The sequence below is a fragment of the Paenibacillus sp. RC67 genome (genome assembly GCF_030020805.1).
In the GTDB taxonomy this organism is placed as follows: domain Bacteria; phylum Bacillota; class Bacilli; order Paenibacillales; family NBRC-103111; genus Paenibacillus_S.
In genome coordinates this window covers 675525-691611 of sequence record NZ_CP125098.1, presented here as the reverse complement: position 1 = coordinate 691611, position 16087 = coordinate 675525, and the positions used below count along the sequence as shown (strand labels likewise).

The 16087-nt window shown below is 36.7% G+C and carries 13 protein-coding genes and 1 pseudogene; 9 read left to right on the top strand and 5 right to left on the bottom strand.

Translation table 11 applies throughout. The annotated features are described in order from the left end of the window. Positions 1 to 5: 5 nt before the first annotated feature. From QMA13_RS03175 to QMA13_RS03165, 3 genes are read right to left on the bottom strand one after another with little or no spacing between them, the layout of a single operon-like run. Positions 6 to 962 carry a GDP-mannose 4,6-dehydratase gene (locus QMA13_RS03175; protein WP_282939472.1) on the bottom strand — a complete coding sequence of 319 codons (957 nt, stop codon included), beginning with the start codon at positions 960 to 962 and terminating at the stop codon, positions 6 to 8. A 14-nt stretch (positions 963 to 976) separates the two neighbouring features. Next, positions 977 to 1951, bottom strand: coding sequence for a GDP-mannose 4,6-dehydratase (gmd, locus tag QMA13_RS03170; RefSeq protein WP_282939471.1), 975 nt, complete (start codon positions 1949 to 1951; stop codon positions 977 to 979). Between the two features lie 49 nt (positions 1952 to 2000). Further along, entirely contained in the window at positions 2001 to 3080 is a 1080-nt protein-coding gene (locus QMA13_RS03165; RefSeq protein ID WP_282939469.1) for a mannose-1-phosphate guanylyltransferase, read from the bottom strand. A 295-nt stretch (positions 3081 to 3375) separates the two neighbouring features. Here QMA13_RS03165 and QMA13_RS03160 point away from each other — a divergent pair, with 295 nt between their 5' ends. The 6 genes from QMA13_RS03160 (at position 3376) to QMA13_RS03135 (ending at position 14179) form a co-directional block, all read left to right on the top strand. Next, a complete protein-coding gene (locus tag QMA13_RS03160; RefSeq protein WP_282939468.1) occupies positions 3376 to 4875 on the top strand; it encodes a sugar transferase in 1500 nt (499 codons plus the stop codon). Positions 4876 to 4877: 2 nt separating this feature from the next. Next, positions 4878 to 6020: a glycosyltransferase family 4 protein gene (locus QMA13_RS03155; protein WP_282939466.1), complete on the top strand. Its 1143-nt coding sequence runs from the start codon at positions 4878 to 4880 to the stop codon at positions 6018 to 6020. Between the two features lie 28 nt (positions 6021 to 6048). Next, the gene (locus QMA13_RS03150) at positions 6049 to 7152 is read left to right on the top strand and encodes a glycosyltransferase (protein ID WP_282939464.1); all 1104 of its coding nucleotides are present in this window, start codon (positions 6049 to 6051) and stop codon (positions 7150 to 7152) included. Next, positions 7145 to 9604 (top strand): O-antigen ligase family protein, encoded by a 2460-nt coding sequence (locus QMA13_RS03145; RefSeq protein WP_282939463.1) that lies wholly within the window; start codon positions 7145 to 7147, stop codon positions 9602 to 9604. Before QMA13_RS03150 ends, QMA13_RS03145 begins: the two co-directional genes overlap by 8 nt. Before the next feature lie 153 nt (positions 9605 to 9757). Then, positions 9758 to 11431, top strand: coding sequence for an S-layer homology domain-containing protein (locus QMA13_RS03140; RefSeq protein WP_282939462.1), 1674 nt, complete (start codon positions 9758 to 9760; stop codon positions 11429 to 11431). Positions 11432 to 12703: 1272 nt separating this feature from the next. Beyond that, entirely contained in the window at positions 12704 to 14179 is a 1476-nt protein-coding gene (locus QMA13_RS03135; protein ID WP_282939461.1) for a hypothetical protein, read from the top strand. A 3-nt stretch (positions 14180 to 14182) separates the two neighbouring features. Here the strand turns inward: QMA13_RS03135 and QMA13_RS03130 are convergent, their stop codons facing one another. Both QMA13_RS03130 and QMA13_RS03125 read right to left on the bottom strand, forming a co-directional pair. Then, on the bottom strand, positions 14183 to 14305 hold the full coding sequence (locus QMA13_RS03130; protein ID WP_282939459.1) for a hypothetical protein: 123 nt from the start codon (positions 14303 to 14305) through the stop codon (positions 14183 to 14185). A gap of 45 nt (positions 14306 to 14350) precedes the next feature. Then, positions 14351 to 14599 carry a phage terminase large subunit family protein gene (locus QMA13_RS03125; RefSeq protein ID WP_282943229.1) on the bottom strand — a complete coding sequence of 83 codons (249 nt, stop codon included), beginning with the start codon at positions 14597 to 14599 and terminating at the stop codon, positions 14351 to 14353. Positions 14600 to 15098: 499 nt separating this feature from the next. On the opposite strand from QMA13_RS03125, the pseudogene QMA13_RS36510 reads away from it, so the two are divergent. From QMA13_RS36510 to QMA13_RS03115, 3 genes and pseudogenes are all read left to right on the top strand, one after another. Then, positions 15099 to 15197 (top strand): annotated as a pseudogene (locus QMA13_RS36510) (hypothetical protein); the annotation flags it as partial. Between the two features lie 45 nt (positions 15198 to 15242). Further along, positions 15243 to 15893, top strand: a complete 651-nt coding sequence (locus QMA13_RS03120) for a tyrosine-type recombinase/integrase (protein ID WP_481858200.1) — start codon at positions 15243 to 15245, stop codon at positions 15891 to 15893. Continuing rightward, complete coding sequence (locus tag QMA13_RS03115) at positions 15856 to 16083, top strand: tyrosine-type recombinase/integrase (RefSeq protein ID WP_282939457.1); 228 nt, start codon at positions 15856 to 15858, stop codon at positions 16081 to 16083. Before QMA13_RS03120 ends, QMA13_RS03115 begins: the two co-directional genes overlap by 38 nt. The last annotated feature ends 4 nt before the right edge of the window (positions 16084 to 16087 follow it).

Sequence of the window (16087 nt, the reverse complement as noted above, 5' to 3'; positions counted from 1 at the left end):
GCTCCTTAATTGGAGTTTTGTTTGCTCCTCCAATAATTCATAATATCTTGAAGAGATTCATCTATAGATATCACTGGTGACCAGTTAGTAAGCGACTTTAGAGCTGAGGAATCCCCGTAATAATAAGGAAAATCCGAAGGTCTCATTTTGTTAACATCAATCTGTATTTGTATTTCTGTATTTAAACTCATTTTAATTAATTTATCTAAAATATCTTGAATCGATATAGGCTTACCAGAACAAACATTATAAATTTCTCCAAATTTATCGCTTTGAGTAAGAAGATAATAAGCTCTTACAATATCCCTCACATCTGTAAAGTCCCTCTTTGCATCTAGATTCCCTACTTTTAGAATGGGACGTAGCTCTCCTCTTTCAATCTCAGAAATTTGTTTAGCGAAGTCTGAAGTTACAAAGCCCACACCTTGTCCTGGACCGATATGGTTAAATGGTCTTGCATGAATAATATTTAATGAGTAGGCTTTATAGTAATGTTGTACTAACATACTAACAGTTGCCTTTGAAATACCATAAGGACTGATTGGCCTTAAAAAATTCCCTTCGACAATTGGCATTTCCTCCAATTTTACTTCACCATATTCCTCGGATGAGCCTATAGTTAGTATTTTTACAGTTCTTGATACATTGCTGCTTCTCACAGCTTCCAATAAATTAATTGTCATTATTATATTCGAATCAAAAGTCATTGCTTTGTTATCCCATGAGTCCCTCACTGAGCTTTGTCCAGCAAGATGAAATATACAATCAGGCTGTATATCATTAACTAATTGCAAAATCTGACTACTTGAATTCAGATCTAATGTAACAATATTAATTGTTTTATTAAATAAAACGGGGGAACTCTTACGAGTTGTCCCCCAAACCTCACATCCCTGTTTTCTCAAATAATCCGCTAGGTATTTAGCTACAAACCCCGTAATACCAGTAATTAAAGCTTTCATGAAACCAACCGCCTTTATGCGTGCTGAATAACTTGCAATCTTTTCAAGTCACTCTCAACCATCATAGTTATTAACTGCTCAAAACCCACTTCTAGATTCCATCCCAGCTGTTCTTTAGCTTTTGTACAATCTCCTAAGAGAAGATCAACTTCTGCTGGTCGAACAAATTTAGGATCAATTACTACATGATCTTGCCACTTTAATCCTACATGTCCAAATGCTATTTCAACCAACTCTTGGACAGTATGCATTTCACCAGTAGAAATAACATAATCATCTGGACGTTCTTGTTGGAGCATCAAATACATAGCTTTTACATAATCACCTGCAAAGCCCCAATCTCTCTTCGCATCCAAATTACCCATTCTTAGCTCTTTTTGCATCCCTAGCTTAATTCTCGCTACTGCATCAGTAACCTTACGAGTAACGAATTCAACACCACGGCGAGGAGATTCATGGTTAAACAAAATCCCTGAGCAAGCGAACATATCATAGCTCTCGCGATAGTTTACAGTAATCCAATGTCCATATACTTTAGCTACTCCATAAGGACTTCTTGGATAAAAAGGTGTCGTTTCTTTTTGAGGAGTTTCTACAACCTTACCGAACATTTCGCTACTTGATGCTTGGTAAAACCTAGCTTCTGGTTTTGTTAATCTAACAGCTTCCAATATATTAGTTACACCGATACCGGTAACTTGTCCAGTTAGAACCGGTTGTTCCCAAGAGGTTCCCACAAATGATTGTGCCGCTAAGTTATAAACTTCATCTGGATTAGACAAACGAATTGCTTGAATTAATGAGCCTAGGTCGAGCAGATCACCATCGATAAACTCAATTTCATTCTTAAGATGTTCAATGTTATCCATAATAGGCATACTTGTTCTTCTACGAAGACCATAAACTTTATAACCTTTAGAAAGTAATAGTTCAGCTAAGTAAGATCCGTCTTGTCCTGTAACACCTGTAATTAATGCAGATTTAGTCATTTAAATAATTTCTCCTTTGTATAAAATAAGAATTACATATGAGTTATGTTTATAAATATTGTTCAAGCTTCTGAGTTCTCAATTCTTTTAATAGCAGTTTCACTTCTTGTGCTTTTTCTTTTGTACAAATTAACGTTACATCTTCAGTGTCAACAACAATAAGATCTTCAATTCCAAGAGTAGCAATAAGCTTACCATTACTTTCAATGATACATCTCTTAGTATCTAAATTTAAGATATTCCCTTTAATTACGTTGCCATTTTCATCACGATCATTGATTCGATCAAGAGCAGTCCAGCTCCCTACATCATCCCAACCGAACACACATGGTATAACATAAATATTACTGACCTTTTCCATGATGCCATAGTCGATAGATTGATCTGGCATTTTATAAAATTCTTTATGAATCAATTCATTTCGATCCAAATTCGTTTCAAAAGCAGACTTTAATGTCTCTAAGACATCATGCATATCAGGCATAAGTTCTTTAATATATTGTCTTATAACAGCAGTTTTCCAAATAAAAATACCACTATTCCAAAAGAAGTTACCTGAATCCAAGTATGTTTGTGCCGTTTCTGAATCTGGCTTTTCAACAAACTTACTCACTTTGTGTACTTCTAGTTCATTAACTTTACTTACTTGTTTTGTACTTTCAATATAACCATACCCTGTTTCTGGATAGGTCGGCTTAATTCCTAATGTAACAAGGTTATTGCCCTCCTGTGATACTTCTACTGCAGTTTGAAGAATCTTAATAAATCCTTCTTCATTTTCAATAATATGATCAGACGGCAGGACTACCATTGTACTATCAGGATACTTTTCTTCAATAATAAGAGAAGCAATTCCCACACATGGAGCTGTATTTCTTCCAATAGGCTCTATAATAATATTTTCTAAAGGAAGATTAGGTAGTTGAGCATGTATCAATTCTGCATAAAGCTCATTAGTTACGATAAATACGCGGGAGATATCTATTAACTTTTCAAGTCTAGATATAGTCTGCTGAATCATGGATTTATTTCCGGATATATTCAGGAATTGTTTTGGCAAATTTGTACGGCTTTTGGGCCAGAATCGTTCGCCTTTCCCGCCAGCCATAATCACCGCGGTAATGGTCATGTCTTCCCCTCCAGTTATCGACATAAAACGAGAAATTAACTCACAATATTATAGCGTAATAATTTACTGCAAAGCAATCTTTTCTGGAATTATTTGTTTCCAGCCCCAAATCATTAGTATAATAGGATCAGTGAAAATGTCATTCATTAAACAACAAGTATAATTATAATCTATGTTATCAGTGGTCACTATGAATTTCCACACCATTAAATTGCCAATATGTTTAGTTGCATTAAGTAACCTTTTCAGAATAGAATTATATTAGATAACGTCGAATTATCGGAGGTTTTAGAACTTGAATTACTCTTATGCAACATCAAAAACAAATAAAGAGCAATTAATTCCAACTATAGAGATAAACAAAAAATTAGAAGTAAAAAAAAATTACTCCAGTCTTCTCACTTCATTTTTTGTTTTGTTTGAAGTTTTTCTCATTAGTCTTGTATTTTTCTTCTTATATGAATATCGTATCGCACAAGAATTTGATAGAGATCTTACATTTTGGAATGTTGATTCCCCTCGATTTATTAATTATGTCGTGTTCTTTATAATCTCTTCGACTGCTTATATCATTTTTATGTACCGATATCAATTATTTCGTTTTAGATCCGGGTCAGGTCTTGCTGATGAGCTTTATAAAGTAATTAAAGCTTTTTCCTTCTCAATTTTAATAACTATAGGTGTAAGTTTTATATTAAAGTATACGGACTTTTCAAGGCTAGTTATTGTAAGTTATTGGTTATTTGCTATTATTTCATCTTGTTTCGTTCGAGTAATTAAAAGGCTTGTATATAATCGATTAGCTCGTCAAGGTGTAGTTAGTAAGAATGTGGTAATTGTTGGCGCTGGAAAAGTTGGGAAACTGCTTATGGAAGATTTATCGAATTATCGTTATTTAGGTTATGATATTGTAGGTTTTGTGGATGATTACGAATGTGATGATATTGATACTCATAAATACTTAGGTCCCATTTCTAAATTGAATGAAGTTCTTAAAGAAAATCTGATAGAAGAACTTATTGTAACTATCCCCTCTGAGAGAGAGCTTGTGAATAAACTCATAACCGATTTAAGAAAGCTAGATATCCAGATTAAGATTATTCCTGACTTATATAATCTTGTTATGAGTACAGTACAAATCGGCAATATTAACACACTACCTGTCGTAACTCTGGTTAAAACACCCATGAGAGGGATTGGTCTCGCAGCCAAAAGATTGATTGATATTATTGCGTCTTCATTATTAATTTTTATCATATCTCCAATATTTATTATGACATCAATTGCCATTAAGATCGATTCTAAAGGAAGTATTATTTATAAGCAGCAGCGAATCGGAAAGAATGGTAAACAATTTCACATGTTAAAATTCCGATCCATGGTTACTGATGCTGACGCCATGTTAAAAAAGCTCCAACATAAAAATGAAATTGATGGTATTGCCTTTAAAATGAAAGATGATCCTCGGATAACAAAAATAGGGAGATTCATCAGAAAATATTCAATTGACGAATTACCGCAGTTGTTTAATGTTCTTAAAGGTGATATGAGCTTAGTCGGACCCAGGCCTCCTTTACCAAACGAGGTAGAGCGCTATGGAGACTGGGAGTGGAGAAGACTTGAAGTTCTTCCTGGTATAACTGGTTTATGGCAGGTAAGCGGGCGAAGTGATCTATCTTTCCAACAATGGATGAATCTTGATGTATACTACATCGAAAATTGGAGTATTGCTTTTGATATTAAAATCTTACTTAAAACAATTCCTGTCGTTTTAAAGGGAGAAGGAGCTTATTAATCTTGAATGTTTATTTAGATGCTCAGCCGCTGCTTGGGCCACGATCTGGCATAGCAAGATACGTCGAATGTCTGACTAAGCAGTTATCATACAATGAAGATTTGGAAGTGTTTTTAGCTTTTAACCGAATTGCAAAAGCTATTCGTGAAAATCACGTTTTATCACTAAAACGTGATTTTCATATTCATTTAATAAACAATGTGTATCCTTATAAAGTACTTAGAAGACTTTGTAAACCAAATCTTTTATATAGTTTACCGTATGATACAGCGTCTAAAGCTAAAGCAGACATTTTTCATGGAACTAATTTCACTTATACTCCTATTTGGAAAGGTAAAACTATTATCACCATTCATGACCTTGCTTACATGAAATATCCAGAATCAACAAGCGAGCGCATACTAAAACATCACAGCAAATGGGTTCCATACAGTGTTAAAAAATGCGATCATATTATAGCAGACTCTTTCCAAACAAAGCAGGATATCATAAGTTTGTTAAATGTGCCTGATGATAAAATTGATGTTATTCATTTGGCTGCCGATGAACACTTTACTTATATTTCTAATGTAAATCCTGTAATTAAAAAGTACAGCCTTCCTGAGAAATACATTTTATTCGTTGGTACTTTGGAACCAAGAAAAAACCTACTAGGCTTATTAAAATCGTATTTAATTTTAAAACAAAACTATAATTATTCCGAAAAGCTTGTTATTGTAGGTGCAAAGGGGTGGAAATATAACCCTATTTTCGACTGGGTACAACAGAACAATTTGGAGGAAGATATCATATTTACTGGATTCATTGATGATGCTGATCTTCCCGCTATCTATAGTGCTGCTACAGTTTTTGTAATGCCGTCTATTTACGAAGGATTCGGTCTACCTTTGCTTGAGGCCATGCAGTGCGGAACTCCGGTAATTGGTTCAGATATATCATCAATTCCTGAGATCGTAGAAAAGTCTGGTTTGTTAATCCCACCAGATGCTCACTCTGAATGGGCTGATGCAATGCATACTATGATAACTGACGAAAGTTTGAGGAAACACTATTCTCGATTGGCCTTGGACCAATCTTCTCGATTTACTTGGGAAAAAACTGCCGAAGAAACAAGAAGCATTTATTATAAGGTACTGAGCAAATAAATGTTTTTTTATGAAGGGAGGCTTTATTGTGAAAATCGCACTAGTCCATGATTATCTCAACCAATACGGCGGCGCAGAACGGGTCCTAGAATGCTTTATGGATATGTTTCCCGAAGCTCCAGTTTATACGATATTATCCGATCTTTCTAAATTGCCTGACCGTTTCTCAGAAGCAAACATCACAAATTCTTTTATACAGAATGTTCCTTTCTCCAGAAAGCATTACAAAAAAATGATCAGCCTCTTACCGCATGCAGTTGAAAGCTTCGATTTACGTGAGTACGATGTGATCCTGAGCTCTTCCAGTGCGTTCGCCAAAGGAATCATTACGAATCCTTCGCAATTGCATATATGCTACTGTCATACGCCTATGAGATATGTTTGGGATTTGTATCATCAATACTTGGCAGAAATCAATAATCCCATATACAAAAAGGTATTGCCATTTGTTCTGCACAATTTACGCAACTGGGATGCTATCAATTCTCAAAGAGTAGATCATTATATTGCTAATTCAATCAATGTTTCCAAACGAATAAAAAAATATTACAATCGCGAAAGCCATGTCATACACCCCCCCGTCTCTTTTGAGCGCTTTGATTACGCGGGAGACAGTGGGGATTATTTTTTAATCGTATCAAGACTCATTCCCTATAAACGAATTGATCTTGTAATAGAAGCTTTCAACCTGCTAAAATTACCCTTGGTAATCATTGGGGATGGCTATGACCGCAGCAGACTGCAAAAGCTAGCTGGCCCAACTGTACAACTAATGGGATATCAGTCGGACGAAGTCATTTCAAAGTATTATTCCAATTGTAAAGCTTTTATCTTAGCAGGCGAAGAGGACTTTGGGATAACCCCTCTGGAAGCCCAAGCAAATGGTAAACCCGTTATCGCTTTTGGAAAAGGTGGTGCTCTTGAGACCGTAGTTGATGGTAAAACCGGCATTTTCTTTCCTGAACCTACTGCCGATAGTTTGATTCAAGCTATGAATCGATTTAACTCTATTTCATTCAACCCGCATTTGATTCGCAATCATGCAAATCAGTTTAATGAGCTACGCTTCAAGGAAGAAATAAGGAGCTTTATTAACAGCACCATAGAGATAAAGGAGTATTCTCATGTATAAGAAAAACAAACAGATTGAACGTGAAGGGAACACATCTATATTATTTTGGTTTCTCACCATTTTTGTAGTCCTTTTTATGTTCTGGGCACCATTTCAAAAGGGACTATTTAACGGCAATACGTATGATTTTGAGAGACCTCTTTACAGTTCCTTTGTTTGGGTCTTTATAATCATGTTTATTGCTTCGCTGTTTTTATTTTACAATTGGAAATTTAAGAACCATAGCGATATTCTTAGTATTTTAGTTTGGTTACTCCCTATTACTTTTTTACTAGCCAAAATAAATGAAGCATCCCACTACTATGCCACCAATATGGTATATATTGAGATGCTTTATGCCGTATTTTTTGTTCTCGGTTTTTATTTATGCAGAAGTTCACTCGGTAATCGTATCTTAACATACTGCATTATGTTATCTGGATATGTAATCGTATGGTTCGGTATGATTAATTGGCTTGGATACAAGGAATTCGCTGCAAAGCTCGTTAAGTGGTTCGTAGATCTGCCTGACATGGAATACAAAGATGCTGTCATGATGGCTAGCAATCAACTACGTCTTACTTCTACATTTCAGTATGCGAACTCCTACGCGGCGCTTTTAATCGCCTTACTTCTAGCAGGTGCATACCTAATAGTTTCAAACCGTAAGCCAATTTCCATTGCACTTCATGCTTTTATGCTTGTTCCTATGATTCTATCTATGCTGCTTACATTATCCAGGGGCGGTCTGGTCATACTACCGATCGTGTTGCTATTAATTTTACCGTTTTTGAAAATTACGAAGCAAATCTTTATTTTTATCCATCTGGGTATATCCGCAGTGATTTCACTTGTTATTTTGAACAAAATTACTCTTGTAGGTGAACAATTCCACTTACACCAAGATCTTTCAACGGCGGCAAGTGGATTGTGGCTATTGATTGGATCCTCTGTTGGGTGCGCATTAATTTCCTGGCTACTTCAACATTTCGTCTATCCTAAAGTAGAGGGATTTTTTAATGCTCGAGTTAAAATTCGGTTCGCTAATATCATATTACCTGCAGCGGCATTGATCATAGGTTCTTTAGGCATATTCGTAGTGTTTGGCAATACAGGAGCTATTAATTTGTTCCCTGATTATATCAAGCATCGCATTGAAACCATTAATTTTGATCAGCACAGCGTTCTTGAAAGAGGAACTTTTTATAAAGACTCTGTTAAATTGATTGAAGATTATCCTGTATTTGGCGGGGGTGGGGGAGCATGGGCTGCTCTATACGAGAAGTATCAAAACAATCCTTATGTAAGTAGACAAGCTCATAATTTCTTCATACAATACTTAGTCGAGACAGGAGTAGTCGGTATTCTGGTGCTCCTTGCTTTCCTTTTCTCTGTTTTCTATCTATTCATTCGACAAAGTATTAAAGAATATGCAGGTTCACAAGAAAGCTCGAACCGCCATGTTTTCTTTATTGTCACAATTTCGTTAATTGTTCATAGCATGATCGACTTTGACCTGAGCTATGTATATTTGGGGGCACTTCTATTTCTTTCCCTTGGTGGAATGATTTCGAGTCCAGAGCATCCCTCATTATCTGAAAAGTGGCAAAAGATCAATAAGTACAAATGGATATATCCTTCAATACTTGTCATCTTATCCATTGTTATGTTCTTCAGTTCAACAAGGATGTTAAGTGCTAATAGTAATTTCCAAGCAGCTTTATCGTTAGCTCAGTCTAACAAAAGCATTAACGAAATATTCACGCCTTTAAACAATGCATTAAATCAACACCCTAACCATCCTGATTATGCATCATATAAAATTGACATCTTGCTTCAAGCCTATAGTCAAACAAAAGATGAAAATTTCTTCAATCAAGCTGTTGATTTGATACAAAAGACCAGAGTAAATGAACCGCACAATAGACCATTAATCGACAAAGAAGTTTACACTCTAGCCATTAAAGATCAGCTTCCTAAAGCTCTTGAGCTCGTGAATAATGAAATCAACAACTTCCCTTGGGACATTACGCTTTATGAAAAAAGCATATTGATGAATTATGATTTAGGGACAAGAGCTCAATCGGCCAAAAACAACGCGTTGGCAGAGCAATATTGGAATCAAGCCACTACGGTTTACAGTACAGTTCTGGAAAAATCCAAGGAACTGGAATCCCTGCCTAAAGAACAGCTTCAAGGCCGCGCTTTTGGTTTAACGAAAAATATGGCCTTTACCTTAGGACAGATTGATTTTATGCATGGTAAATATGCATCTGCAGAGTCTTTCTTGAAATTCCAACTCAGCGATCAATTCAATGATCAGATGAATGTAGAGATGGCCAGATGGTATTTAGCCTCCCTTCAAAAACAAAATAAGAATGACCAAGCCTTGTACGATAAGCTAATTTCCAAAGATCCAAAAGAAAAGGATGAAATTAACAAGCTGGTAAACGCAACTTTTTCCGTTAAATAACGTTCTATTATTTGGGAACTGTTTTTCGTAAGCAAAATGCTACCAATTTTAGTTGAGAGATGTTAGAATGAGTTTTATGTTTCTTTAGAATTACTTAACATAGGCCTAGCCTTGTTATATGACTCACGTCAAGAAAGGAGGTGAATGACGATAATGGCGAATAATAATCTTCAAAATGGATTACACAGAGAAAGAAATAGGAGGAGAAACCTAGTGTTAAATCGTACTTTTGTTAAGAAAACTTCTGCACTACTATCTTTAATGCTTGTTATCGCAATGATGGTTCCTGTGTTGGCATTCGCTGCCACTGGATTTTCAGGTTTGACTTATAAAAATGGCTCTGTAACAGGTAGCGTCTATTCCGACGTTTATGCTGATGACAGTGTAGGTAACGCCGTTTACGTAAACGTTTATAGCCCTGATGGAAAGTTTCTGACTACTACTAAAGCCGTTTATAATAACGTTTATGAAAATGGAAAAGGTTGGTATTACAATATTCCAACTCAAACTATTTACGGATATACATCATTGACTGTAAACACTACAGTTTATAAGCAAGGTGTTGTTTCCGTAGGTGATTCCGTTTACTCTACAGTAAGTAACACTAGCACAGGTGGCGGTAGCAGACCTGGTGGCGGCGGTGGCGGCGGTGGTATTATTAGCACCGGTAACACTATCTCCGTAAGCAGCGATGGTTCCGTTGATGCTGGCACACTGACTAACGCTCTGGCTAACAACGATACTGTTACTTTAAACCTTTCCGGTGACCTTGCCCTTCTTCCTGCTTCCGCTTTGGTTGATGCAGTAAAAGCTGGCAAGAAAATCGTATTGGTTAACAGCAATGGTACATTGACTCTTCCTCTTTCCGTACTTAAGTTGGACGATCTTGCTAAAACGCTTGGCGTTGAAGTAAAAGATATGAAAATTAAAGTATCTATCGCAAAAGTAACTGGCGCAACTGCAGAAGCTGTAAAAGCTGCTGCAACAGCAGTAGGTAGTACTCAAATTGCTGACGCTGTAGACTTTAACGTGGTAGCAGTGGATAACGGTAGCAAGACTGCAGCGGTTGACTTCGGTAAAACCTATGTATCTCGTTCCATCAATGTTTCCAAATCTGTTGACTCCAAAAAAGTAACTGGTGTTGTATACAACGAAACTACGAAAAAACTGAGCTTCGTTCCTTCTACATTTGCAACTGAAGATGGTAAAACGACAGCTACGTTGAAACGTAACGGCAGCAGCATCTACACTGTGGTTGAATCCAACAAAAGCTTCACTGATGTGGCTTCCCACTGGTCCAAAGCTGATGTAGAGCTTCTTGCTAACAAATTGGTTGTTGATGGTGCAACTGACACAACATTCCAACCAGACCGTAACATCACTCGTGCAGAATTTGCAGCATTGGTAGTTCGTTCTTTGGGATTGTCTTCCGCAACAGCAACTAGCAACTTTACAGACGTGAAATCCGATGCTTGGTATGCAAGCACTGTAGCTACAGCTGCTAAAGCTGGTATCATCGACGGCTACGAAGATAAAACTTTCCGTCCTGATGCTCAAATCACTCGTGAAGAGTTGGCAGCTATGGTTATCCGTGCAATGAACTATGCTAACATCTCTACAAATGTTTCGGATCCACAATCCGTACTGAGCAAATTTAAAGATTCCAACAAAATCGTATGGGCTCAAAAAGAAATCGCTGCTGCGATCAATGCTGGTTTGATCAACGGTATGACTGATGATACTATCGGTTCCGCAAGCCAAGCTACTCGTGCACAATCGGCTACTATGCTGAAACGTTTCTTGAGCGTTGCGAACTTCATTAACTAATATCTATAAAAGAAGACTCGGTACTTCGGTATCGGGTCTTTTTTTATGTGTCTGCTCCTTCTCTTTTTCTTTCAGCTAGCTGCTACGAAGCTTGGCTTACCAACTCTTAACTCTATTGTTTGCCTTCAAAGAATTGAGCATTCTAAATTAAGAGAATCTATTGTGGGCCTGTATAGAACGTTGATCCTTCAGCCAAGACGAGGCCTAGGCCGTGATCGCATTTGGGTAACGGACGCACTATTTTGCGGGGTGCGTTACATTTATGTCTACTCATCTCCTATTAATGTCCCCCTCCATCAGCCTATAAGATTTAAACCATTCGAGAATCCATTTTAGTTTTGCGTACTAATGTTTTAATTGAGGCCAACTCCTTCTAATTCAAAAAGTACGGCCTTATTAAAAAGACTCTATAAACAAAGCTTAGAAACACATAAAAAAACCGGCAACCCTCACTCGAAAGTGATAGCTGCCGATTCTATATTGCCAGTGCAGATGGATTACATCATACTGCCCATGATGTTGTGGTATAAAAATGCGTATAATTAAGTCTTTACTAGCTTGTAAAAACCCTTGTATTTAGTATGTCGAATTAACTTATAATAAAATGTGTACAAATGTGTCTGAGGTCAAATGTGAGGTCAAACCAATTTCGACCTCATTTTTATTATTTATCATTGTCGTGTTTCTTCTATATATTTACGTACTCATTTTAAAAATTGACTTATTACACCGATTAATAATGTACAACATCACCCACAATTGCTATAATATAACTGCAAGCCGGAAGCATCGGTAGCTGAGTCGCTCAATCGGAAAAGCATCCGTTAGCGGCTTTTATTATTTCTGTGCAGGTGATATTGAGCTATACCTTCCTACTAAAGATTTAGAACTCGTATTAAAATAACTCCACGATAAATATCCCGGTCATTATGATGACATGACGATAGAAAAACTCAAGTTGCAACCGTACTATAAACAAATAAGGGTATGGTGGAAAGCCTTGGCCTACTACGGTCATAAGGGAGCGTGGTTTATTCGATTAGAAGATGCACCGGATGGATTAGAGTGGATAGGATAAGAAGCGCAAATATTCACGTGGAGAGATGGAAAGTACGTTAAGGTACAAGAGATGACAAAGGAAAGTTGCAAGTCGCACTACGAATAGTGCACCAAATAGATGAAGATGGAAGTATGATGATTGAGGAGTGAGGCTGCTCGAGTAAACGGATTGTAAAAAGAATATATAGAGAAGATTAAAAGGAGTACATCTTAATGAAGAAAATATCAATACTATTCACACTACTATTTATAATAGTCACACCAATTTATTATATATTATCTTTACAAATACCAATTTATTCTGATGCAGCAATCGTCTTGTTAGAGGCACAAGACATCTTGAACGAAAATATTTTCCTAAAAGGGTGGTCACTTTCTACTGGGTCATTCTATACAACTGATACACTGATTTACACTATGGGTGTATGGCTATTTGGAGTAACAACTAAAGTATTATACATCATGTCAGCAGCTGTCTACGCGTTGATTGTCATATGTTGTTTAGTTTTGTCTGGTAAAGAAAATCAAGGATACAATTATACGAAAATGGCCGTTACATTTGCTCTCATTGGTTTGCCTACGCTGTTTTTATCGTCTCTAATCTTTTCCCAAGCCATTCATATGCCTGCTATATTATATACTTTAATGAGTTTTATTAGTTTATCATATGTGCAGAATACAAAGATCAAATATGGTATATTCGTTATTTTAATGACATTCACCGCAATAGGAGATCCTTTTGCAGTATGGTTTGCATTCGTCCCTATATTATTAGTATATGGATATCGATGGCTATGTCGTATTGATCGTAAAGAATCCATTTACACTATCGTTGCTACAATTGGTTCCTATATCATATCCAAAGTAGCACTTTGGCTCATTTCGATTGTAGGGTTTAAAGTCCCAGGCGTTCCAGGCCCTTCTTTTGTAGAATACGATAAACTCGCACTCAATATAAAACTCACGATAACAGGAATCATTTCGTTGTTTGGTGCTGATGTATTTGGGAAGCCTATATCAGATCTTAAAACCATGATAACAGCTTCGCATTTCCTGGGCCTTTTGCTTTTTGTGATTGTAATCACAAAAATACTGCGTTCATGGAAAAAGCAGGATGCTATCAACCAAATACTTGCCATATCCATCATTAGCGTGATACTTGAATATTTATTTAGTAATATGCCTATCGATATTAGTACAACGCGTTATTTTACTCATGCCCTAATATTCGGAGCTATATTAGTTGGTCGGTTGTTACCTTCATTTTCATTTTATGAAAACAAAAAAAGATACATAGTTGCCTTCTCTTTGATCTATCTGTTCACGTTTATTCAACCATTAAGTATGCAACCAATAGATACAAAAGAGCAGCGGCTTTCTAAGTTCTTAGAAAAACAAAATCTAAAAGTCGGATTCGCTCCGTATTGGTCTTCTCATTCAGTTACATTGTATACGAATGATAAAGTTAAAATTAGACCGATTGTAGGTAATCCAGAAGGTTATATCGGGCCCTTTGGTTGGTTATCAAAAGAATCATGGTATAAGGAGCCGGGAACCTTTGTCATCTATGAATCGGGCAATTGGGGTAATGTGAATGATGCTACAATCACTAAGACTTTCGGCAAACCTCTGGAAGTGGTTAAATTTGAGGATTACACAATCCTGAAGTATGAATCAATCAAATTTTAATAATTAAAAATGAGGCCATCCGTTAAAGGAGGCCTCTTTCTTTAATACGTCTCTGACTGCAAGCAGCTGATTCATAGCCCATTGAGCATTTCCATCTTGTTCACCTGCTTTAATCAGGTCGAACATATACGTGTATTGGTTAGCAAGATCATTTATTTTAATTCCTTTTGCTTACCAAGTCTCAGATGAGGCTAATTTGTGCTGTAGAGTGAAAGCTCTGGCAGCCTTACCACCTTCAGGATTAACCGCTACAAGTCCACTTATCTTTCGTTTAAGCAGCTGTATAACAGCTTGCCCATTTGCTTTATCCTCAACCAATTTAAGCCTTGCCTTTGGAAACTTGCTTGTCATTTGAACGATCTTGTCCATGGTCCTGATGACATCCATTCGATCTTTTGCTTGATCAAGTAGGAATTTTATCTGTTCGTTTACGCCCCCAAGCCTGACCGACTACGTAATCACTGCCGTCGCTATCCTTGAAAGTTTACAATCCCATGACTGCAACTCCTCATCAAACGATTGAGGCAACTCAATAGGTTCTATATGAATAAAACTATCACCAACCCTTACCTATACAGAAGGAAGGTTCATACCCTTATACTGCCAGTAGCGCCACCAATGACGTTTGAACATTTCCCCATCTAGTGCGGTTGGTCGCTGCTGGAAAGTGCATTCCACGCTCTTAATCCGCCGGCTGTGAGGATCATTGATGTAACTATCTTTAAACTCTTTCAACCATGCATTGTCTTTTCCATGAAATAAATGATTGGGCATTTTCATTAGAAAGCTTGCATGATTAGGTAGGTGTTTGCTTTACTTAACCTTCGTATGCCATGTTTTGTACGTAATTCGGGGACATTCTTCAGTTGCATCTCTCCAATACGAATTAGATAATGGTACTTATGTTGTTGAAAAGGACATGTTGTTTAAGGATCTTGTTCAGTCGTGGTTGAAATACTATGAAAAATGTGTTAAGCCGAGCACGGTCAGAGTAAGAAAGCATGAGTCTGGTCATCTAATTAACTATTTTGAGACTATAAAGGCGAAGAATATAACAAAGAAGATGTACCAGGATGCACTCATTTCTCTCAAAGATAGATTATCGGACAATACAATAGAAGGAGTACATACTTCTGGTCGCATGATTTTTGGATATGCATTAGAGTTTGATATCCTCAAAACCAATCCAACACAATATGCTACAGTTTCAAGAACTCAAAAGACTGTCGAAGATATTGAGAACACTAAAGAAATACCTAAGTACTTGGAAAAGGAACAGTTGTCTTTATTCCTTGGGGCTGCTAAGGAAAAAGGATTATCTGGTGATTATGCAATGTTCCTAACTCTTGCATATAGTGGAATGCGTGCCGGCGAATTATGTGCACTGAAATGGAACGATATCGACTTTAATGAACAAAATTTAAGCATCACCAAGACCTACTATAACCCGACTAATAATAACCTAAAATATGAATTGCTAACACCAAAGACAAATACTTCGATTCGTAAAATTGAATTGGCCTCAATCATGCTGGATGAATTAAAAAAAGCACAATCGAGTCAAAATGAAATTATGGTGCTATATAGAAAAACGTACCACGATAAAGGTTTTGTATTTGTTAATAATGAAAACTATCCCGTGTATCCGATGTATATCAAAATGATCGAGAATTCGAATGAGACGTATATTAAAGCAGGCCAGTCTTGTTACTAACCTGACTCCCCACTCTTTTAGGCATACACATACTTCTCTTCTCGCGGAGGCTGGAGTCGGATTGCAGGAAATCATGGAGAGACTTGGACATAAAGATGATGAGAAAACAAAAAGTGTATATTTGGATGTGACCAAAACAATGAAAAAAGAGGCCTCTCATAAGTTTAATCAACTCATGAAAAGCCTCTAAATCG